Source organism: Paenibacillus sp. MAEPY2 (genome assembly GCF_000499205.1).
Classification (GTDB): domain Bacteria; phylum Bacillota; class Bacilli; order Paenibacillales; family Paenibacillaceae; genus Paenibacillus; species Paenibacillus vandeheii.
The window spans coordinates 221,883-242,083 of sequence record NZ_AWUK01000030.1 but is presented as its reverse complement, the minus strand read 5'-3'; the positions used below and the strand labels follow the sequence as shown (position 1 = coordinate 242,083).

At 46.8% G+C, this 20,201-nt stretch carries 21 protein-coding genes; 9 read left to right on the top strand and 12 right to left on the bottom strand.

What is annotated here, in order from left to right; genetic code table 11:
* Nucleotides 1-40 precede the first annotated feature (40 nt).
* Nucleotides 41-2,416 carry an Ig-like domain-containing protein gene (locus tag P364_RS0122570; protein WP_036663153.1) on the top strand — a complete coding sequence of 792 codons (2,376 nt, stop codon included), beginning with the start codon at nucleotides 41-43 and terminating at the stop codon, nucleotides 2,414-2,416.
* 214 nt (nucleotides 2,417-2,630) lie between these two features.
* On the opposite strand, the gene P364_RS0122565 is transcribed toward P364_RS0122570, so the two are convergent.
* From P364_RS0122565 to P364_RS0122540, 6 genes are all read right to left on the bottom strand, one after another.
* Entirely contained in the window at nucleotides 2,631-3,176 is a 546-nt protein-coding gene (locus tag P364_RS0122565; RefSeq protein ID WP_024632335.1) for a chromate transporter, read from the bottom strand.
* A gap of 3 nt (nucleotides 3,177-3,179) precedes the next feature.
* Nucleotides 3,180-3,770, bottom strand: coding sequence for a chromate transporter (locus P364_RS0122560; RefSeq protein WP_024632334.1), 591 nt, complete (start codon nucleotides 3,768-3,770; stop codon nucleotides 3,180-3,182).
* A gap of 12 nt (nucleotides 3,771-3,782) precedes the next feature.
* Nucleotides 3,783-4,277, bottom strand: a complete 495-nt coding sequence (locus P364_RS0122555) for an Lrp/AsnC family transcriptional regulator (RefSeq protein ID WP_024632333.1) — start codon at nucleotides 4,275-4,277, stop codon at nucleotides 3,783-3,785.
* 279 nt (nucleotides 4,278-4,556) lie between these two features.
* Nucleotides 4,557-5,669 carry a PAS domain-containing sensor histidine kinase gene (locus P364_RS0122550; protein WP_024632332.1) on the bottom strand — a complete coding sequence of 371 codons (1,113 nt, stop codon included), beginning with the start codon at nucleotides 5,667-5,669 and terminating at the stop codon, nucleotides 4,557-4,559.
* Nucleotides 5,662-6,312 carry a response regulator gene (locus tag P364_RS0122545; protein ID WP_024632331.1) on the bottom strand — a complete coding sequence of 217 codons (651 nt, stop codon included), beginning with the start codon at nucleotides 6,310-6,312 and terminating at the stop codon, nucleotides 5,662-5,664. The genes P364_RS0122550 and P364_RS0122545 overlap by 8 nt, the downstream gene beginning before the upstream one ends.
* A 158-nt stretch (nucleotides 6,313-6,470) precedes the next feature.
* Complete coding sequence (locus P364_RS0122540; RefSeq protein ID WP_024632330.1) at nucleotides 6,471-6,902, bottom strand: GAF domain-containing protein; 432 nt, start codon at nucleotides 6,900-6,902, stop codon at nucleotides 6,471-6,473.
* A 380-nt stretch (nucleotides 6,903-7,282) separates the two neighbouring features.
* On the opposite strand from P364_RS0122540, the gene P364_RS0122535 reads away from it, so the two are divergent.
* Together P364_RS0122535 and P364_RS0122530 are read left to right on the top strand one after the other, a co-directional pair.
* Nucleotides 7,283-8,059 (top strand): Crp/Fnr family transcriptional regulator, encoded by a 777-nt coding sequence (locus P364_RS0122535; protein WP_024632329.1) that lies wholly within the window; start codon nucleotides 7,283-7,285, stop codon nucleotides 8,057-8,059.
* A 260-nt stretch (nucleotides 8,060-8,319) separates the two neighbouring features.
* Nucleotides 8,320-9,390 (top strand): serine hydrolase domain-containing protein, encoded by a 1,071-nt coding sequence (locus tag P364_RS0122530; RefSeq protein WP_024632328.1) that lies wholly within the window; start codon nucleotides 8,320-8,322, stop codon nucleotides 9,388-9,390.
* A gap of 186 nt (nucleotides 9,391-9,576) precedes the next feature.
* On the opposite strand, the gene P364_RS0122525 is transcribed toward P364_RS0122530, so the two are convergent.
* The 3 genes from P364_RS0122525 to P364_RS0122515 form a co-directional block, all read right to left on the bottom strand.
* On the bottom strand, nucleotides 9,577-10,119 hold the full coding sequence (locus P364_RS0122525; RefSeq protein WP_024632327.1) for a GNAT family N-acetyltransferase: 543 nt from the start codon (nucleotides 10,117-10,119) through the stop codon (nucleotides 9,577-9,579).
* An 86-nt stretch (nucleotides 10,120-10,205) separates the two neighbouring features.
* On the bottom strand, nucleotides 10,206-10,361 hold the full coding sequence (locus tag P364_RS37875) for a hypothetical protein (protein WP_162842450.1): 156 nt from the start codon (nucleotides 10,359-10,361) through the stop codon (nucleotides 10,206-10,208).
* Between the two features lie 153 nt (nucleotides 10,362-10,514).
* Nucleotides 10,515-10,808, bottom strand: coding sequence for a hypothetical protein (locus P364_RS0122515; protein WP_143812648.1), 294 nt, complete (start codon nucleotides 10,806-10,808; stop codon nucleotides 10,515-10,517).
* A 217-nt stretch (nucleotides 10,809-11,025) separates the two neighbouring features.
* Here P364_RS0122515 and P364_RS0122510 point away from each other — a divergent pair, with 217 nt between their 5' ends.
* The 3 genes from P364_RS0122510 to P364_RS0122500 all read left to right on the top strand — a co-directional run bounded on the left by P364_RS0122510 (nucleotide 11,026) and on the right by P364_RS0122500 (nucleotide 14,623).
* Nucleotides 11,026-12,537 (top strand): DUF6359 domain-containing protein, encoded by a 1,512-nt coding sequence (locus P364_RS0122510; RefSeq protein ID WP_052016727.1) that lies wholly within the window; start codon nucleotides 11,026-11,028, stop codon nucleotides 12,535-12,537.
* 146 nt (nucleotides 12,538-12,683) lie between these two features.
* Nucleotides 12,684-13,313 carry a sporulation-specific diadenylate cyclase CdaS gene (cdaS, locus tag P364_RS0122505; protein WP_024632324.1) on the top strand — a complete coding sequence of 210 codons (630 nt, stop codon included), beginning with the start codon at nucleotides 12,684-12,686 and terminating at the stop codon, nucleotides 13,311-13,313.
* Nucleotides 13,314-13,516: 203 nt separating this feature from the next.
* A complete protein-coding gene (locus P364_RS0122500; RefSeq protein ID WP_024632323.1) occupies nucleotides 13,517-14,623 on the top strand; it encodes a Glu/Leu/Phe/Val family dehydrogenase in 1,107 nt (368 codons plus the stop codon).
* 251 nt (nucleotides 14,624-14,874) lie between these two features.
* Here P364_RS0122500 and P364_RS0122495 read toward each other — a convergent pair whose 3' ends face one another.
* On the bottom strand, nucleotides 14,875-15,486 hold the full coding sequence (locus tag P364_RS0122495; RefSeq protein WP_052016714.1) for an esterase/lipase family protein: 612 nt from the start codon (nucleotides 15,484-15,486) through the stop codon (nucleotides 14,875-14,877).
* Nucleotides 15,487-15,608: 122 nt separating this feature from the next.
* Between P364_RS0122495 and P364_RS37615 the strand changes: the two genes are divergently transcribed.
* A complete protein-coding gene (locus P364_RS37615; RefSeq protein ID WP_161634206.1) occupies nucleotides 15,609-15,785 on the top strand; it encodes a hypothetical protein in 177 nt (58 codons plus the stop codon).
* A gap of 101 nt (nucleotides 15,786-15,886) precedes the next feature.
* Here P364_RS37615 and P364_RS0122485 read toward each other — a convergent pair whose 3' ends face one another.
* Nucleotides 15,887-16,750, bottom strand: a complete 864-nt coding sequence (locus P364_RS0122485) for a LysR family transcriptional regulator (protein WP_024632322.1) — start codon at nucleotides 16,748-16,750, stop codon at nucleotides 15,887-15,889.
* A 204-nt stretch (nucleotides 16,751-16,954) separates the two neighbouring features.
* Between P364_RS0122485 and P364_RS0122480 the strand changes: the two genes are divergently transcribed.
* The gene (locus tag P364_RS0122480; protein ID WP_036663164.1) at nucleotides 16,955-17,998 is read left to right on the top strand and encodes an alkene reductase; all 1,044 of its coding nucleotides are present in this window, start codon (nucleotides 16,955-16,957) and stop codon (nucleotides 17,996-17,998) included.
* 120 nt (nucleotides 17,999-18,118) lie between these two features.
* On the opposite strand, the gene P364_RS0122475 is transcribed toward P364_RS0122480, so the two are convergent.
* Nucleotides 18,119-19,324, bottom strand: coding sequence for an MFS transporter (locus P364_RS0122475; RefSeq protein WP_029881215.1), 1,206 nt, complete (start codon nucleotides 19,322-19,324; stop codon nucleotides 18,119-18,121).
* A 262-nt stretch (nucleotides 19,325-19,586) separates the two neighbouring features.
* On the opposite strand from P364_RS0122475, the gene P364_RS0122470 reads away from it, so the two are divergent.
* A complete protein-coding gene (locus tag P364_RS0122470; protein WP_024632319.1) occupies nucleotides 19,587-20,162 on the top strand; it encodes a TetR/AcrR family transcriptional regulator in 576 nt (191 codons plus the stop codon).
* Nucleotides 20,163-20,201 lie beyond the last annotated feature (39 nt).

Sequence of the window (20,201 nt, the reverse complement as noted above, 5' to 3'; positions counted from 1 at the left end):
CATTAAACCTAAGGAACAAAATGATAAGAATCGGGGGGAAATGATGTTAAAGCCAAGATTGACCAAGTACATGGTGATGATGCTGGTATTGGTGCTGAGTATTTCCAACGTAGGCTTGGCCGCTGCGGCAGATAAAGAACTGTCCAAAATTGTAGTTTCCAAAAATGAGCTGTCGCTCGAAGTGGGTGATTCCAGTTCGGTTACGGTGACAGGAGTATATAGCGATAATACATCGGCTAACGTGACAATTAGTTCATCCTGGAGTAGCAGTGATACTTCGATAGCGACTGTATATAATGGTGCCATTACTGCCAAAAAGGAAGGTACGGCGACCATTACAACATCGTATCAGAGCCAGAGTCAGACGGTTCAGGTGAATGTAACCAAAAAGGTCAAAGCCCTTTCCAAAAACGTGCAGTCGCTGGACTTGCGCACAGGAGATAGCAAAGACATTATTTTGACGGCAACCTACAGTGATAACACGACGAATGCAGAAGCATCCAAAGTTGCTGAGTGGTCATCCGATGATGAGAAAGTGGCAACAGTTGTGAATGGTAAAGTTACTGGACAAAGCGCCGGTACAGCCGTTATCACAGGTAAAGTGGGCAGTCAAAGTGTGACTGTGGATGTTAACGTTGAGGTTGTTAAACGTGTGGATGTGGACAAGAAGCAGGTCAATCTGCTGTTGAACAAAAGTGAAACTGTAAAACTGACAGCCACCTACCCAGATGGCACAACCAAAGATGTAACGGATCTGGCCGAGTGGACGTCAAGCAATGAAAAAGTAGCAGACGTATTAAAAGGTGAAATCACAGGTTATTCGGCGGGTTCTGCCAAAATTACCGCCAAATACGGAACAAAATCCGTATCGGTCGATGTGGATGTGGATCTGACAAGCAAACTGAGCGTGGAGAAACAGAGCATTTTCTTCCGTTTGAGTGAGTCCAATAAAACGGCAAATGTCGTATTGACTGCATCTTACCCGAATAGTGCTGATGTAAATGTAACGGATCAGGCAACATGGACATCCAGCAACGAGAAGGTTGCGACGGTATTCAAGGGACAGGTTACAGCAATTGGCGCAGGTTCTACGACAATCAAGGCAACGTATAGCGGCAAAACCGTGGAAATCACGGTTGACGTGGATACGGCAAGATATCTGGATATTGCGGGTGTCGAAGATAAATTGGCTATGAGCGTTACAGGTGATAACAAAACCAAGAAACTGGTAGCCAATGCAGAATATATTGATGCAAGTACAGAGAACGTAACTTCCAAAGCAACTTGGACATCCAGCAATGCGGATGTTGTATATGTATCTGGCGGCGACTTGATCGCCTATAAATCGGGAACAGCGACCATCACTGCGGCATACGGCGGCAAAACCGTTAAATTCACCGTAAATGTAGACGTTCCAGACAAGTATGAAATGGACAAGAAAAAAGGTTCTGTAGCCGTTGGTGGCACATTGTCTGTGAAAGTATTGGCCGTATATGGTGATACCTCCAAAGACGTGTCCGAAGATGCGGATTGGAGCAGCAGCAGTGAAAAACTCGCTGAAGTGGACAGCAAAGGTGTCGTGACGGGTATTGCAACAGGTAAAGTAACCATCACAGCCAAGATTGAAGGCAAAACGTTGACGCTGCCTGTTGAAGTAGGTATGGCTAGCGGGCTGGAGGCAGATGTGAACTTTGTGGTGTTGTCCTCCAAGGAAACACAGCAAATTGTACTCACAGCAACGGATGAAGATGGCTTGTCCAAGGACGTGTCCTCCGATGCAACTTGGAAATCAAGCAATTCCCGCGTAGCTGACGTGAAAAAAGGGGTTATCACTGCGAACAGCAGCGGTAAAGCCAATATCACGGCTGAATATGGTTCCAACAAAGTGACCATTCAGGTTGAAGTGGACGTTATTTCACGTATTGAAGCATCCGAACCGGCTCTTTCCCTGAAAACCGGTGATTCCGCTGATCTTACAGTTACTGCATATCTGAGCGATGGCAGTGAGCGTGATGTCACAGACAAAGCGGAATGGAAAACCAACAGCTACAAAGTAGCTCAGGTAACTAAAGGTAAAGTAAAAGCAACAGGTTCAGGTAAAGCAAAAATTACAGCGAAGTACGGCAGCAAGACGGTAACGGTTGCAGTCGATGTGGATACACTGAAATATTTGCAAACCGATAAGGTCACCCTGACCATGAAGCCAGGTGATAAGGTAACTTTGGTTGCTACAGCAACATATGTTGATGGCAGCGAAGCGAACGTATCCAAACCAGCCCTTTGGAAGTCTTCACGTATTGCAACAGCATCGGTGAAGGATGGCGTCATTCAGGCCAATGGTAAAGGTAAAGCAACCATTACGGTGACTTATGCAGGTGTGAAAACCAAAGTGGCTGTAGTTGTTGAGGCAAAATAATAACTGTATCAAGTACGAAGGTAAAACAAGCAATCCCCTATACGGTGATGCCAGCTTCCATGCTGGCGTCACCGTTTTTTTAATGGGCAAACACATTGCTCATGAGGTGGGCGTCTTGAAATACAAAAAAACGCCCTGAAACATGTGCCTATATCCACTTTGGATATAAAAACACGTTGTTCCAGAACGTCCCTTTAGTATGTTTATGAATGAATTACATCGTATTAGACAGAACCAGCGCACCGTATGCAAAAGCAATGACAATCAGGATGGCTGGATGCAGCTTGGTCTTGGTCATGACCCAGAGCGAGATACCTGCAATGATCAGCGTCTGCCAAATGCCGATAGAATTGGTGGATACCTGACCGAATTCCCACGTAAGCAAGATCATGAGTACAGCGATAACCGGCTGTACAAGCAAGGTCATACCTTTCACCTTTGGGGAAGTACGATGCTTGTTCAGCAAGCGGAGCAGCAAAATTAATGCAACAGCCGAGGGCACAACGGTGGCAAAACTGGCGATGAATGCACCAAACCAGCCAGCCACCTGATAACCGACAAATGCGGCGATTTTGGTCGCGATCGGACCGGGAAGTGCATTGCCGATGGCGAGTACATCCCCAAATTGTTCCGTGGTCATCCACTTATAGTGATTGACCACCTCTTCCTGCATTAACGGAATGGAGGCAGGGCCGCCCCCGTATCCCAATATATTGGCTACAAAAAATCCCCAAAACAATTCCCACCATGTCTGAAGCATCGCTTAGGACACCCCCTTGTCGGAACTGTTGCCCCTGGATTTGAAACGCTGGACTACATCCAGATGGAAGACGCCATATCCGAGGAAGACGGCAATGACAATACCGGGGTGAATATCGAGCAACTGCAACATTACAAATGCAAGAACACCGAACAGGGCGGCAAAGGTTGTGCCGAGTCCCTTCCATGCTTTCTTGGCGAATTCGTAAGCCATCATGCCGAGCATGACAAAAATAACCGGGCGAACAGCTGCCACCATGCCTGCTACAATTTTTGATTCGCGCAGCGCGTACATGGAACCAAGAAGCGCAATGATGGCGATGCTCGTCGGCAAAATGTGGGCCAGAACCGACACAATGGCGCCCAGCACGCCCTTCGTTTTATACCCGAGATATGCGGCCATCTTGGTGGCAATGGGACCCGGCAGGGCGTTAGCAATGGCCAAAATCTCGCCGAATTCATCATCGCTTACCCACTTATAGCGGGTAACGGCTTCATAACGGATCAGCGGAATAACCGAAGGGCCACCGCCATATCCCAAAATTCCGGTTCGTACCATCCCGATGACGAGACCGTTGTAATCTTTCCAACTCATGCTGATTTCCTCCTAGAGTCTCATGCCCATTCGGCTTTTATATCGTTTTAACAACAGCTGTGACTCTACCTTGACGATGCCGGGCATCTTGTAGAGCTTCTCCAGCAGAAACTGCTCCATCTCTTCCATATCTGCAAAAATACCATGCATGTGCAGGGTACTCGGGCCTGTCATATGATAGAGGCTGGTTACTGCGGGTTCTTCGTCCAATTTCGCGGCTACTTCATCCAGAAATTGCGGTTCTACATCGACATTGAAAAAGGCAGAGACCTGGAGTCCCACTTTGCCCGGATTGATGACCACGGTGAAGCGCTCAATGATTCCCTTTTCGGATAAAGCATTAATGCGGGCCTGAACGGCCACACGGGACAAACCGATCTGTGCACCCAGATCGGTGTAGGATATCCGGCTATTTTGGTGAAGAGCGGCAATGATTTTACGATCGATTGCATCCAAATTGTGCAGTTGCGGGATCTCTCCCCCTTTGGAGGAGCGTTTCTCTGACATGATTGACCATCCTTTTTTTTAACTATATAGAATAAAAAATTATGATAGGATCTACGTACAATGTGTATGTAGCATTCATATTTTAATGACGAATCGTAATTGGAGTCAATATATTTATTGTAAATGTTGAATTTATCCGATTCAGAGCTTTCATTTTGTCATTTTTACCAATCGGAAGATGATGAAAGGGGAGCGGTATGTAGTCATAAAGCGAAAAAGAGACTGTTCACGGAGCTCATCCGTAAACAGTCTTCTATATAAAGTGCAGGTTGGATCGAGTTAATGAACGGTTTTGGGTAGGCAGAGGGTAACTACAGTTCCTTCCCCAGGCTCCGAAGATATCGTTAGTGTACCTCCGGCTCCGCGGGCACGCTCCTCCATGCTAAACAGACCAACGCCGTTGCCAGCCGTCGTACCGTTGAACCCTGCACCTCTGTCCTCGATTTTCACAAGAGTGCCCTCTTCCGAATCTTTCACCGTCACATGAGCTTCTGACACATCGGCGTACTTGGCCACATTGGTTAAAGCCTCCTGGATAATACGATACATCGCGATCTCCCGGTTCATCTCCAGCCTTTTTCGCAGATTGCATTCCAATTCCACTTCAATTCCGTAGTGCCGGGTATAGTTCTCGATATACGTGCGAATGGCCGGAACGACGCCGAGGTCATCCAGTACAGACGGTCTCAGCTCCCATGCCATGCCGCGTACGTCCTCCATAATACCCGTGACCTGTTTCCGCAGTGCTTCCACACCAGATTGGGGTTGATCCGCAAGCAGCCGATCCATCTGAATGACGAGGGAGAAGAGACTCTGTCCAATGCCGTCATGCAGCTCGCGGGAGATGCGACGTCGTTCTTCTTCCTGAATATTCATGACCTGGGTCATCATCGTCTGTAGCTCGGCTTCGACCCGCTTTAGCTTGGTGACCTCACTACGTACGGCCAAATACTGATAGGGCTCACCATCATTATCGAGAAAAGGCACGATGGTTGTATTCACCCAATAATGGCTGCCATCCTGGGCACGGTTGCGGATTTCTCCGTTCCACACTCGTCCGGAAGAGATGGTTTCCCACAGATTTTTCATAAAGTTTTTGCCATGATAACCCGAATTAATGATCCGATGATCCTGACCGATCAATTCTTCCCGATCATATTGTGAGATTTCGCAAAATTTATCGTTCACATACTGGATCTTTCCTTTGCGGTCTGTGAGGGCTACAATGGACGATTCATCCAGGGCAAACTTCAGATCACTGAGCTGATGCAGAGAACCTTTCAGTCTGCTGCGGAATTCAGTATCTGTAATGTGACTGTCGATTTCCTCCAATAATTGACGCACAGGCTGGTCGGCAAATCCGCTAAGTCTGTTTTCACGTGTGCTACTCAAAGTTCAGCAACCCCTTTTTCATCGCAAACTTCACCAGTTCCGGTCTGGTTCGAAGGCCGAGCTTCTCCATCAGATTGCTTTTGTGGGATTCGACTGTTTTGACACTGATCACCAGAAGTTCAGCAATTTCCTTGTTGGCATAACCTTTGGCAATCCAGGACAAAATCTCTTTCTCCCGTTCGGATAACGTGTCATACGGTCCGGCGTTCTCCTGCTTCGCTTTGTCCAGATATTCACTCATCAGCCGCTTGGTCGCACTTGGATACAGATAGGCGCTACCCTCTGCTACGCAACGAATAGCGGCGAGCAATTCTTCATGTGGCGCACTCTTGAGAATATATCCGGAGGCTCCAGCGTGGATGGCGCGGAACAGATATTCTTCATCGTCATGCATGGTCAGTATCAGAATGGAGATATCCGGCATCAATTTCTTCAATTCAGCGGTAGCGGTCAGACCATCTTTGCCTGGAGGCATGCTGAAATCCATCAAGACCACATCCGGCTTCAGTTCCTGTGCCTTGGCAATAGCTTCGTCACCATCTGCTGCATCTCCAACAATATGTATATCATTCTTTCCTTCGAGCAGGGCAATCAGCCCGGAGCGTACAACTACATGATCGTCGACCACTAATAATTGAATCACATCATTTTCCTCCTGTCCGGTTCCACAGTTCTTTCTTTATCATACCAAAAAAAGAAAGCTATTCAGAGGTTAATCTCTGAATAGCTTCGATTCTCTATCCGCCTACTTCTCCCATAAGGAAATAACAAGACTTCTTAGCGTATTACTGATAGCTGTATTTATCCAAATACTTTTGGCTGCAAGTGTATAGCGACCTGTTCAGTCTGACGGACGATCTCCGGGGAGAACGCGCAAGGCAGTCTGCTGCCAACGAGCAGCACAGCACCAGGTAAGCTTCCTTGCTGGAACACAGGGACTGCTATGGCACAGACCAACCGCTCCGCAAGCATTAATGGACAACGACCGGGTGTATGCTCCCCGGTGGATTGTGCATCAGATAGAGCGGTGCGTCCAGTCCGAAGCGCTGTGCCAACCAGGTCTTGTCCGGGACGCATCTCCATGCGTTTCACCCGTTCGTTGCTGGCGCCGGATGTATACTTCCAGCGCAGCATCGTCCCGGACAGGCAGGCCAGTCCGCAAAAATCGCTGGAGGTATTCAGGCGCAGGCCGTCGATCATCTCCTGAATGCCGGATGGCAGTTCATCATGCATGAGAGGACACTTCCTTTTTTGGAATCTTACCGTAGCGGTGTAATCATTATCAATATCGTTAACCTGTAGTCAGGGAACATCTTAAAATAAGGGTATTTCGCCACTGCTTCTATTGTAGCCCCTTTCTTCCGTAATGTAATTCAGGGAAAACCCCTATTTCCATTCTGTAATTTGCTGATCCTGTGTATGGACCGGCATCCAGGCCGTGTAGGGCAAGGCTTTTTTCAATTGCGGAGTCGTAAAGGTACCTCATAAGTGTGATTTATCTCACAGCAAATTCAGGGAGTTTCCCGGTGAGGTTCAGGTAATCCCCCGATAACCCTCACGCTAAATTCGCGGTATGATGGATACATAAGGAAACACCGAGGGGGACGATGGTAATGGGTACGGTATTTAAAGAAAGAACAACCCAGGCGACACAACATGAACAGACGGAGGCGAGCAAGATGACACGGGAGACAGGTGGAATCCTTTCGTTCGTGACAGCTGAACAATGGGGCTTGATCGAAGCGAAAATGCAGCCGAAACGGGTAAAGTCGGGGTACAGTCTCTTTCTGGAAGGTGATGAAGCCGGATACCTGTACTACATTCGCTCGGGAAGAGTGAAGCTGACCAAGTCGACTGAGGATGGGAAAGAAATCATTTTATCGATTCAGCAAACCGGGGATCTGATTGGAGAGTTTGGCGGTATCGGCGGGTTGACTCATAGCTACAGTGCAGAGATGACAGGCAAAGGAGAACTGGGGATCGTATCGCTCAGTGACTTGGAAAGTGTGCTTAGCAAACATGGCGATCTTGCCTTGAAATTCCTGCAATGGATGGCGCTGGCTCAGCGCATCACCCAATCGCGTTTTCGGGACCTGCTGCTCTATGGCAAGGCAGGTGCGCTTGCATCGACGCTCATTCGTGCCAGCAACTCGTATGGCAGAGTTACGCCGGATGGCATCGTGCTCGACATGAAGCTGAATCATACCGAGTTGTCGGAGATGATTGGTGCAACGCGGGAGAGTGTAACACGTATGTTGGGAGCCTGGAAAGAACAGGGGACGTTGGACACCATGGATGGAAAGTTGATGATTCGGGACCTGGCAGCCTTGCGCTGCATGTGCGGATGTCCCACATTTCCAAGCTGCCCAGTAGAGCTGTGCCGATTGTAATGAAAGCAATTTGAATAGGGTTGTACCTTCGATGGCGATTGGGGTCGTTACGGAGAGGTGGAAAAAGCTGATGTCCGATTTACTCGGGGTCAGCTTTTTTGGCGTGGTTAACATTAATAAAGTAATCTTGTTAAGCTAACGGGGAAGGAAAATCAGGAATTGGAAACGAATACATAGATTGGTTTGCCCAAAATAGATTGATCAACGTAATTCCAGCATTCGAGTAATGAAAGAATCAAAAAAAAGGAGTAAATTTTACTATGATGGATTTACAAAGTTGTGTTTCAGATTACACAAAAGATAAGAAACATTTACAGCTTGTTATCGGGATTGTTAGGGAGGGAGATGTTGAATACTATTCATTTGATAATAATAAAAAGAAAAGGTTGATCCCTCCTGAACATAAGTTGTTTGAGATCGGCTCCATAACCAAAGTTTTTACATCCATACTTTTATTAGAAATGGAAAAAGAAAAATTGCTTTCCTCGGATGACATGGTTAGTAAGTTCGTGCAAAACGTTGAAAACGATTATTTGAATAAGATTACCTTGAGAAGCCTTGCTACTCATACCTCTGGATTACCTATATTGGCAACCAACCACAATATGGCTAAAAAAAGATCCAATCCTTATTCAATGTATACCGAGCAAGATTTAACTGCTTTTTTATCGAATGCTGATTTCACGGATAGCATTGGTTCGTTTGCATATTCCAATATCGGTGTGGGTTTACTAGGATACATACTATGTAAGGTGTCAGGAAGTACGTATGACGACTTGTTAAAAAAATATATCACAAGCCCATTAAGGATGAATGAGACAGCCGTTATGCTTAATTTAGAACAAAATGGCAGGTTTTTGAATGGACATGCTTCAACTGGGAAAAGAGTCCCTCATTGGGATCTTGCTATACATGAAGGAGCTGGAGGTATTAAGTCATCGGTTAGGGATTTGAGTTTATTTGTCCAAGCCAATCTAAATGATGATAGTCCGATAGCCGCTACTCTACAAAAAAGTCATCTCCCTATATGGATCGGGGATTCAAACCGTTATTTTGGCTGGGGTGAGGATCAACTTCTAGATAAAGGTATCCTTTGGCATAACGGGGGTTCAGCTGGTTTTAATAGTTATCTAGCTTTCAACAAGGAGCTCCGTGTAGGAGTTGTATTGCTATCCAATTATTCTTTTTTCTCAAATTCTCTTATAGATAATTATTTTGCTCAATTAAAAAAATGGATTACTAAAAAAGAACCTTCTCAAGGAATGATGATAGACTTTACAGGTAAAAAAATATTAGAAGAAATCATGCAAAGCGAAGCGTCAGTAAAGTAACGGGAAACGATAGCCGTATTAGCCACCTGATCATGAGGTGGTTTTTCTTATGTCTAATGACTCCCATCCAAGAAAACTCATACATGATAAAAAGGAGGGCACGAGGATGCGTTATCGCCCTCCCTGCATCATACACAGGTTGTTCACTCACCCCCCGATTGAGATAGCAGCCCGCCGCACGGGGGATTAACATCCAACATTTGCGTCCGCATATTCCTTTACTAGAATCGAATATAGACACGAATCATGATATTTCCCTTTGTAGAACCAATGCTCCCGCATCAGACCTTCACGCTGCATGCCAATCTTCTGCATAACGTTCTCTGAAGCCTTGTTGTTCGGGCGGCATTTCGCATAGATACGATGTACGCCGAGGGTGTTGAAGCCAAAACCAAGCATCGCTTTGGCCGCTTCCGTAGCATACCCTTTTCCTTGATAAGCGGGATTGAGGACATAACCGATTTCTGCGTTCGTCTTTTCGATGTGAAGGCCAACACCGCCGATCAGGATGCCCTCATTTTTCAAACATATCGCCAGTTCGAAGCCCTCTCGTGGTTTTGTTTGCTGTGAATTCAGTACAAACTCCACATAAGCCCGCGTATCTTCTTCCGTATTCGGTCCCCATGCCGTATGCTGAGTAACCTCTGTCATGGATGTATAGCTATGTATGCTTTCCCAGTCAGTCTCCAGAATATCCCGGATGATAAGTCGTTCGGTTTCCAATTGCATCGCTGTCCCCTCCTAGTAAAACAAAAATAGCCCAATAACCGATCCGTGTAAAGGAGGGGTTATGAGCTATGTAAAATGTAGCAATGCTATTGTGGTTGTTTACATTCGACTGCGGGATAAGTATAAGCCAGCTTGCGAATAATTTCCTTTTGCCATTTCGTATCACCCAGATTGGTTGCCAGGTTCAGAAGATCCAAGTAATCGTCAAGCTGCAGATCAGCCTTTTGCAGAGTTGTATTCATTCGATGTTCGTTCCCCTTCATCTATAGAATCGTTAAGTCATGTACAGTAAACAGAAGACTAGAGACAAGCTCAATAATGATAATCATTATCATAGTTATATGTTCATTATGCAATGAACGACGGCAAAATGCAATGGCAAGACTCGAATAAACTTAACTTTTTTTCGAAAAAAGGCTCATCCACAGCAAATATGGAATGTACACACCCAGATATGCGGACGGATAAAGAAACCATCCATTCAACAGAAAATGATGGATTTCCGTGGTGAATGTTGTCATATGGGCATTAGTAGCATACACATCGCCTGCAATGACAGTGGCCGCACTATAAAAGCAGAGCAGGGCAAGTATATGGAAAATGCGGGTCAACATCCGGGAACGAAGCGCAACAAAAGCCATAATAAGCGGAACAATCAGCAGAAGCAGAAGGAATAGAAGCTTCATCATACAGGTCTCCTTTGGGATACTTTTGTTAAACAGTATAGGCAAGCCATGGAAGTTCCAAAAGTTTTTTCAAACATTTTACAAAAAGAAAGAGGAATTCAGCATATGAACGATTAAATTAAAGGTGGATAACCCATTATCAGGTAATTATGAGGAGGAGAAGGCAAGTATGAAGAAAGCGATATGGCAGCATTGGATCGGAGCATTCCTGATCTTTATTATGATGGCAACAGCACTGCTTCAACCTGGTTCGCAAGGTCCTGTTCAGGCGGCAGCAGCACCAATTACGGTATCGCAGGCCATCGCTGCCCAGAGTGGCGGAGCAACAGCAACGGTGGAAGGATATATTGTTGGACATGCTACCGGATCGCTTACAGCCAAATTTACATCTCCATACGCCAATGATTTCAACTTCCTGATTGCAGATTCAGCGACAGAGAAGACTAACGCGAAGCTGCTCGACGTGCAAATTCCAGCGTCGTACCGTTCGCAATATGGACTGGCCTCCAACCCGAATCTTGTAGGGCAGAAGGTAATCGTAACCGGAACGCTGGGTGCGTATAACAGCTATGCCGGGGTGAAGAATCCTACCTCAATCGCGCTCTCCTCTGGAACAACGAATCCTAATCCTGATCCAGGCACAACGCTGCCGGATGGTACTGGGAAGAAAGTATTGTTCGACAACGCGCATGCTCAGACAGCCGGGGCTGCGGACTGGGTTATTGATGGGGCATTTTCGGACTTTGCGAATGGTTTGCGAAACGCAGGCTTTACCGTGGATCAGCTGGAACGCAGCATCCCGTATACCTTTGGTGAGCAAGCCATCACCTTTAATAAATTGAAAGATTATGATGTCTTCGTTATCGGCGAAGCGAACGTGCCGTTCAAAGCTACTGAGCAGGCAGCACTGCTGCAATATGTGCAGAATGGTGGCAGTGTCTTCTTCATTGCCGATCATTATAATGCAGACCGGAACAAAAACCGCTGGGATTCCTCCGAAGTGTTCAACGGCTATCGCCGTGGTGCATTCCTGAATCCGGCCAAAGGTATGTCGTCGGCAGAAGCCGAATCTCCAGCCATGCAAGGCGTGACCAGCTCCGACTGGTTGGCATCCAACTTCGGCATTCGCTTCCGCTACAATGCACTGGGTGACGTGAATACAACGGATATCGTTGCACCTTCGCAGTCGTTCGGCATTACAACCGGAGTGAGCGCTGTAGCCATGCATGCAGGTTCTACCCTTGCTATTATTGATCCAAACAAAGCTAAAGGTCTGGTATATGTGCCTAGCGGTGTATCCAAATGGGGCAACGCGGTCGATCAGGGCGTATACAATGGCGGCGGACGGGCTGAAGGAGCCTACGCAGCGATTGCCAAGGTAGGAGCAGGTAAAGCGGCATTTATTGGTGACTCCTCACCTGTTGAAGATGCCACTCCAAAATATCTTCGTGAAGAAACAGGCGCTGCCAAAACAACGTATAACGGCTTCAAGGAAGTGAACGATGGTGTATTCCTTGTGAATACCGTGAAATGGCTTGCTGTAAAAGAAAGCTATACGAGTCTGGCTCAGGTGTCTGGACTGACCTTGGATACACCGACCAGTCTGCTTGCGATTGAAGCTCCAGCTTCATCCACCGAGCCGCAAACGGAGCCATGGGCTGTACCGGCTACCGGATATAAATGGTATGATCCTACAACGTTCAAGGCAGGTTCGTACGGTAAAGCGCAATAAGATAAGCAGTAAGGTAAATATACGGATAATCAGCCTGTCCGCAATCATTGCGGACAGGCTTTATTTTGCATAAATGCCCGGAGCTGAGGGAAACGTATGGGTAATTATGAATGATGAGCGAGATGCCAAGGGTGAGGAGGTAGACCATGATGAAACGGCAAGCAGACTGCGACAGCTCGTCCATGAGACAGAAACTCAAAGGAGATCTTCATCGTGTGGCAGAGCGAATGAATCTGACGTTATCCACCTTTGATAATGACAGTGTGTGTTTGCTGGGCCAATTTGCGGAGATTCGGGCCGAGATCAAGCAGATCGAGGTGCTTGCGTCTTCCTTTTATCTGGATTGTTATCTGTCACCCTTCACGGAGAAATTTGCCGAACTGACTACCAGTATACAGCATTTGTCTGATCGCAGATATGGTGCTCTCATTGTGATTGAACGGGAAGTGCCGCTTGAACCGATTATCCATTCAGGAGTTGCAGTCGATGCCCGGGTTACTCATGCATTGCTGGAGTCTTTATTTATACCGGGTGCGCCTCTGCATGATGGGGCTGTACTGATTCGAGGCAATCAGATTGTATCTGCGGGTAATGTACTGCCTTTGTCACAGGCGATTGCGCGTGAACGGAAGATTGGCACAAGGCACAGGGCTGCTCTCGGATTGAGTGAACTGACGGATGCGGTTGTACTGGTGGTCTCGGAAGAGACCGGGCAAGCGTCATTCGCCGTGAGTGGGGATTTGCATCCCATTAACGTGGTTGAAACCTTGTCATGATTACATGTTGATACACCCCTTTTAACAATGCCATGCTGAGCTGGATTATATGAACCTTTTTCCCTGTGGAGGGAGAAAGGTCTTTTTGTTACATCCAGATGTGATTTTGCACAAACTTGATATTCATGGGTACAATAGAGGGTGGAAGACGAACTGAAGAAGGCGAATGGATCGCAAAAATGGTTGGAGGAGACGGTTAACACATGAACTGGTTTGAAGCAATGGAACATCACGATTATGAGGAACTGGTACTGTGCCAGGATAGAGCCTCTGGATTAAAAGCAATTATTGCTATTCACGATACAACACTCGGTCCTGCGCTGGGAGGCACACGGATGTGGACCTATGCTTCGGAGGAAGCTGCCATTGAAGATGCCTTGCGCCTTGCGCGGGGAATGACATATAAACATGCGGTATCCGGACTGAATCTGGGCGGAGGCAAAGCCGTAATAATCGGAGATCCGCGCCGTGACAAAAATGAAGCGATGTTCCGGGCCTTTGGCCGATACATTCAGGGACTGAACGGACGTTATGTCACCGCAGAGGATGTGGGAACAACTGAGGAAGATATGAATCTGATCTATCAGGAGACCGACTATGTTACAGGCATATCGCCAAGCTACGGCTCCTCCGGTAATCCTTCCCCGGCAACAGCATGGGGTGTATATCAGGGCATGAAGGCCGCGGCGAAGGAAGCCTTCGGCACAGATCTGCTGGAAGGCAAAACCGTGGCTGTACAAGGTGTGGGCAACGTGGCGATGCGTCTGTGCAAACATTTGTACGAAGAAGGTGCGCATCTGATTGTGACCGATATCCGTAAGGACTCCGTGAAGCAGGCTGTGGATCAATTCGGTGCTAAGGCGGTAGACCCTGCCGACATTACTGGAGTGGATTGTGATATTTATGCTCCGTGTGCCTTGGGCGGGACAATTAATGATGATACGTTGAAACAGCTCAAGGCCAAGGTTGTGGCAGGCTGTGCCAACAATCAGCTGCTGGAGCCGCGTCATGGTGACAAGCTGCATGAGATGGGGATTGTATACGCACCAGACTACGTGATAAATGCAGGCGGCGTAATCAATATTGCGGACGAGTTGAACGGCTATAACGCGGATCGAGCGTATAGCAAGGTTGGGGAGATTTACAATAATCTGGAGAAAATCTTCGACACGTCACGGACCGAAGGCATCGCAACGTATATTGCCGCAGATCGTCTGGCTGAACGCCGGATTGAACTGATGAAGAATACACGCAGCACGTTCCTGCAAAATGGTCATCACGCCCTAAGTTCCCGGAGACTGCGCGGGTAAATTTTATCGAATTTTGAAGCTGTTTTTAGCTTTTCTTTAAGAGATTCCAGGAAATAACGCGTCTGGTGTTCTTTACGATTAAAAAAGAGGGCTTGGGGACTAAATAAGACTTTCTGTGTTCCTTAGAATAAGAGCATGCTAACGTCTCCTGAACCTTACTGCCGAGTGCTCCGAGAAAAGCACAGATAAAGTGAAAGTACAAATAAAAGGCGGGTTTCCGTATGGATACCCGCCTTCTTTATATTTTGTTTTTACTTTAAAGCGTTCATGATATGGCTTTGAACACCACGGTCAGTCAACAGGCCGATATGGGTTACCCCGAAAATGCGAATATTGTTCGCCCCGTTCAGAGGAGATAACGTATTATTTACAACAAAGTCCGACGTACTGTAGATGGAGGTATAATCAATACCGTTTGGAGCGGAACGGGCTACAAGCCGATTGGGAGAACCGAGCGTAACGACTTTGCCTATATTTTTACCACCACCGAGGTTGTTGATATAATACAGGGTGTTGGCTCCGCCCATGCTATGGGCAATGATATCAACCTGGCTGGCGCCGGTCTTCCGCAGGACATCATCAATATAGGCGGATAACTGACGTGAATTGGTGACATTGTTTCCCGACTTGTCCAGAAAATCGATGGCGTACAGGTCACTTCGGGAATAGCCTTCGTTTATTAGCGCTCTTTCGATGCTGGCAAAGTTAAATCCAGCGCCTCCAATACCGTGTACAAGAACAATCGGATTGCGCCCATTGGCAGCCGCTGATTGCTCCGCACCGGCAGGGATGGACAGCAAAGACAACGAGCTAAGGAAGAACAGACAGGTTAAGACACAACGTAGAACAATAGATTTACTCAATATTAATATCCTCCTTTGGAATGTATATCCATATCACACTTCTCTTAATCTATCATTATTTGTAATTTAAAGGAATAGTTTGGTAGTATTATAATTTAAAATAAATTTGAGGGGATTAATGCATGCTGGTTTTGGCTGTAGTGGTCGCTGTAATTACGGGAATGATTTCGCTGATCCATATTCTATTTGGATTAAAGGATTTAGGGGAAGGCATGAGGTTGTTGGTCAGTATTTCAGAGTTTCTGTTTTTCCTATCCCTGCTGTTCATTTTAGTGAAAAGTAAGAAAAAGCCTTTATAGATAATACCAGAAGAAGAGATGCGAAAGATCGCATCTCTCTTTTTGTGTTCTCCGGCCCTACATAAGCGATGAGCAGATACAGGGAAAATCGAAATTTTATTTCAAAATGTAATGCACTTCTGGTTAAGCAGCTTCACAAATCGGTCCAGCGCGCTGCTGACATATCGATCTTCACCACGGACAAAGGTCGTTGTAGTATGTGTGAATCGTTCGACCAGATCATATACGGAGAACTCATCCGGTTTCTTGTGAATAACGCTGCAAGGCATAATGGTAAAAGCAACTCCTGACTCCACACAGCTAAGCAAGTTATCCATCGTGCTGACTTCAATCATATTGCGAGCAGACAAACCTTCTTCCTGCAAAAATTCCTCCGTAATTTCACGGTATGGGCAGCCTTTTGGGAAAACAACCCACGAAACCTGACACAGGCTTTCGGGTGGTACGTCCATCCGTTTGGAGATGATATGCACTGTGTCCTGCATTTCATATTCCACCTTCAAACCCTCTTTCACACAAGCACCACTGATAAAAGCACCATCAATCTCATACTCCTGTATTTTCTTGCGCAGCACTTTGGGTGAAGTGGCATTAACAAGTGATATGGAGACTTCGGGATATGTCACTTGGTATTCATTGAGAATCTCCATAAACCGGCTGGATGCCGCCGTCTCTACAATCCCGATTTTTAGTGTACCCGAAGGTTCTCCCGGATCAGTCATTTCCTGCTCCAGATCGTTTAACAGGTCTCGAATGCGTGTCGCATATTGGACAAACTGTTCTCCTTTGGAAGTCAGCACCACTCCTTTGGGGAAACGGTTGAACAACTGCACCTGATATTCCTGTTCCAGCTTTTTGATGCGTGTGGTGACATTGGATTGAGCGTAATTCAGTTCTTTGGCAGCCTGTGAGATTTTGCCGGACCGTGCCACTGCGAGAATAATATCGATATCCGAGAGTTCCATGGCTCTGGCCTCCTGTTATATGGTTCACTCTGTATAAGAGTTGTAATGAGATGTTAGGTATCTCTATGAGAGATACATCTATATATTTCAATCATTTTACGATATATATATGCCGGCTTACAATATCGTTATCAACAGCGCATTTTACAGAGCAATGGAATCATGCAAAATGCTGACAATGGAGAAGGAGTTGTGATGAATACTATGTCTACATTACTGAGCCCGGTGACGATAAACGAATGGCATTTGAGAAACAGACTGGTGATGGCACCCCTTACCCGAGGATTTGCTAATGATCAGGATGGAACCGTGACGGAAGAGATGGTGGCGTATTACGAGCGACGTGCCCGGGATGGTGTGGGACTGATCATTACAGAGGGCATTAATCCCTCGTTGGCAGGCAAAGGAACCTATGGTATCCCCGGATTATATACGGCTGAACAGACCGCTTCATGGAAGAAAGTAACGAATGCCGTCCATAAACACGGAGGGACCATCATCGCTCAGCTGTGGCATGTGGGCAGACTGTCTCACTCAGATCTGATCGGTACTCCGCCGCAGGCACCTTCAAGCATTCCGGCTCAAGGAAGAGTCCATAAATTGCATAAGCCATACCAGATACCTCAAGCTATGAGTGTGCAGGATATCCGGGATACCATTCAACAATTTCAAACGGCTGCCCGCAATGCGGTACTGGCTGGATTCGACGGAATTGAGCTGCATGCAGCACATGGTTATCTGATCGACCAGTTTATTAATGAGAAGACGAACCACAGAACAGACCAATACGGAGGCGATATCCAGGGACGACTGCGTTTTCTGAAGGAAATTATCATTGCAGTCCAACAAGAAATCAGCGCGGATCGCATATCGGTACGATTTTCCGAGAAAAAAGATGATGACCCTTCCTATGTCTGGGCAGACAAGGCTGGCGTGCTGAACGCCTATCTGAATTTGTTCCACGAGACAGGCATTACAATCTTGCATCCTTCAACAGATCGATACACCACAGTCTGGACTGGGGAACAGAATTTCCATGAGGCGATTCGGGAGCAGTGGGAAGGCATCATCATTGGCGTAGGGGATCTTGAGGCAATAACAGCAGAGCAGGCTGTGCAAGATCGGAGTATTGATTTGGCAGCGTTCGGCAGACCGTTTATCGCCAATCCCGATCTGGTACAAAAATTGCGCACGGGGCAGCAGCTGGTCGAGTACGATGCCAATGCACATCTGTCTGTTTTGGTGTGAGCATATAAGCGTCGAAATACTCAGAAACGAGTTGAATCGAATGATGCAAGATGCTGAAGAAAAAGGGCAGAAGCTGATCCTAAAGATCGCTCTGCCCTTTGTTTACGTGTGGAAGGAAGGTTATGAGGTGCTGACGACGGTAGCTTTCTTTTCCGTTAAATAATATCCGAGTGCCAGCAGAGGCATGATCAGACCAATCAATGTGGTGAGACTCCAACCCCCGTGTGCATACGACCAGCTGCCAAGAGATGATCCAATCGCTCCCCCTACAAAAAAGATCGACATGAAGATCCCGTTTACCCGTCCTCTTGCTTCACTCAATGAATAGATGATGCGCTGTCCCAGCACCAGATTGCCCGAGACTGCCATATCCAACGTGATGGCAACGATCACAAGCAGAATAAGGGTAGCGGTAGAGTGGCCCTGGAACAGATAGGCAAGCCCAAAAGATGCAACCGCGATGATCATGGCGACTCCGGTTAATATGCGGGTTAACCCTTTATCCGCCCATCTTCCGGCAATAGGTGCTGCGATAGCACCCCCAACACCAGCCAGTGCAAACCAGGCAATTCCCTGCTGGGACATGCCATATTCATTGGCGAGCTGTAAAGGAACTGTAGTCCAGAACAGGCTGAAGGCGCCAAACAAACTGGCTTGATAGAGGGCTCGGCGGCGGAGCAAGGGAAATGTTTTGAGCAGGGTACCTAATGACAGGATTAATTGTCCGTACTTCATCGCAGGTTGTGGCTGACGTGCAGGAAGCGCACGGGACAGAAGCAGTGTCAGCAAAACGATAATGATTGCGGAGAAGACAAAGACCGCTTGCCACCCGAGCAGGCTCGTAATAAAACTTGCGACAGGTCGAGCCAGCATGATGCCCAGCAGCAGACCACTCATCACATTTCCGACGACCCGTCCGCGCTGCTCCTCCGAAGTGAGGTAGGTGGCATAAGGGACCAGAATTTGTGCAACGACTGAGCTGATACCGATAACGAGAGAAGCAATCAGAAATAATACGGCATGGGAAGAGAAGGAGGCGGCGATCAACCCAACGACCAATATGATGAGGAAAAAAGTGACCAGTCGTTTATTCTCCACAATATCACTAAGCGGTACGATAAACAGCAGCCCAATGACATAACCGATCTGTGTTAACGTCACAATCAATCCAGCAGCAGCAGAGGAAAGCCCTGTTGTAACGCTGATTGGTCCTACGACGGTCTGAGCATAATACAGGTTTGCAGCAACTAGCCCGCACGCCGCAGCCAAAAGTAAAATCAACCAGCTTGGAACCGGGTTAGCCTTCACTTCGTTTGGCATATGCATAATCATCAACCTCCACATGTTCTTAAATTCATTTTCATTAATGTATACGTATATTCAAAATGTTAATTACTAAACGATGCGTTTACTAATCACAAACATATAATATACTAGACGTTCAGTATTGTAAATAGGCGCAGACATTTTTTTTATATTATCAAAGTAAAGTGAGCTTGAAATTGTTTAATTTATCTGTGATTTAGTATAATGAACGTATCGTTTTTATGAAACACAGATGGTTTTGTTATGCCAAGGAGGGCTTATGATGACTGCCAAAAGAGGGCGTCCCCGCAATGTGGAAACCCAGAATGCGATTCTTGCAGCTTCCTATGAATTATTACTGGAACACGGCTTCGGTGCGGTTACAATCGAAAAAATTGCTGAACGTGCTAAGGTGAGCAAAGCAACAATATATAAATGGTGGCCTAACAAAGGTGCTGTCATTATGGATGGGTACATGTCTGCGGCAACGGCAAGATTGCCTGTACCGGATACAGGATCGGTATTTGAGGATGTGCGCATTCATGCGAGCAATCTGGTTGATTTTTTGATCAGCCGGGAAGGGAAAGTGATCACACAGATTGTCGGAGAGGGACAGTCTGATCCAGGGCTTGCAGAAGAATACCGAACCAGATACATTCAGCCTCGTCGGCGCGAAGCGTGGGGAATTTTTGAAAAAGGTGTAGAACGGGGAGAGTTGAAAAAGGATTGTGACATCGGACTGTGCATAGACCTCGTCTATGGAGCGATGTTCTACCGCATGCTGGTGACTGGCCAACCGTTAGATACTGAATTCGTGCTGCGTGCGTTGATTTCCTTGTTTGAAGGCATTAAGTCTTAATCATAGTGAAAGGCATCTTGGGGGAGGGATAGGGCGATT

Excerpts from the sequence above, each read along its gene's own strand:
- cdaS (WP_024632324.1), top strand. The coding sequence starts at position 12,684 with ATGATGAAACGGCAAGCAGACTGCGACAGCTCGTCCATGAGACAGAAA.
- P364_RS0122500 (WP_024632323.1), top strand. The coding sequence starts at position 13,517 with ATGAACTGGTTTGAAGCAATGGAACATCACGATTATGAGGAACTGGTA.
- P364_RS37875 (WP_162842450.1), bottom strand. The coding sequence starts at position 10,361 with ATGAATACAACTCTGCAAAAGGCTGATCTGCAGCTTGACGATTACTTG.
- P364_RS0122555 (WP_024632333.1), bottom strand. The coding sequence starts at position 4,277 with ATGTCAGAGAAACGCTCCTCCAAAGGGGGAGAGATCCCGCAACTGCAC.
- P364_RS0122480 (WP_036663164.1), top strand. The coding sequence starts at position 16,955 with ATGTCTACATTACTGAGCCCGGTGACGATAAACGAATGGCATTTGAGA.
- P364_RS0122560 (WP_024632334.1), bottom strand. The coding sequence starts at position 3,770 with ATGAGTTGGAAAGATTACAACGGTCTCGTCATCGGGATGGTACGAACC.
- P364_RS0122485 (WP_024632322.1), bottom strand. The coding sequence starts at position 16,750 with ATGGAACTCTCGGATATCGATATTATTCTCGCAGTGGCACGGTCCGGC.
- P364_RS37615 (WP_161634206.1), top strand. The coding sequence starts at position 15,609 with ATGCTGGTTTTGGCTGTAGTGGTCGCTGTAATTACGGGAATGATTTCG.
- P364_RS0122570 (WP_036663153.1), top strand. The coding sequence starts at position 41 with ATGATGTTAAAGCCAAGATTGACCAAGTACATGGTGATGATGCTGGTA.
- P364_RS0122535 (WP_024632329.1), top strand. The coding sequence starts at position 7,283 with ATGGGTACGGTATTTAAAGAAAGAACAACCCAGGCGACACAACATGAA.
- P364_RS0122475 (WP_029881215.1), bottom strand. The coding sequence starts at position 19,324 with ATGCATATGCCAAACGAAGTGAAGGCTAACCCGGTTCCAAGCTGGTTG.
- P364_RS0122510 (WP_052016727.1), top strand. The coding sequence starts at position 11,026 with ATGATGGCAACAGCACTGCTTCAACCTGGTTCGCAAGGTCCTGTTCAG.
- P364_RS0122515 (WP_143812648.1), bottom strand. The coding sequence starts at position 10,808 with ATGATGAAGCTTCTATTCCTTCTGCTTCTGCTGATTGTTCCGCTTATT.
- P364_RS0122540 (WP_024632330.1), bottom strand. The coding sequence starts at position 6,902 with ATGCATGATGAACTGCCATCCGGCATTCAGGAGATGATCGACGGCCTG.
- P364_RS0122565 (WP_024632335.1), bottom strand. The coding sequence starts at position 3,176 with ATGCTTCAGACATGGTGGGAATTGTTTTGGGGATTTTTTGTAGCCAAT.
- P364_RS0122470 (WP_024632319.1), top strand. The coding sequence starts at position 19,587 with ATGACTGCCAAAAGAGGGCGTCCCCGCAATGTGGAAACCCAGAATGCG.
- P364_RS0122530 (WP_024632328.1), top strand. The coding sequence starts at position 8,320 with ATGATGGATTTACAAAGTTGTGTTTCAGATTACACAAAAGATAAGAAA.
- P364_RS0122525 (WP_024632327.1), bottom strand. The coding sequence starts at position 10,119 with ATGCAATTGGAAACCGAACGACTTATCATCCGGGATATTCTGGAGACT.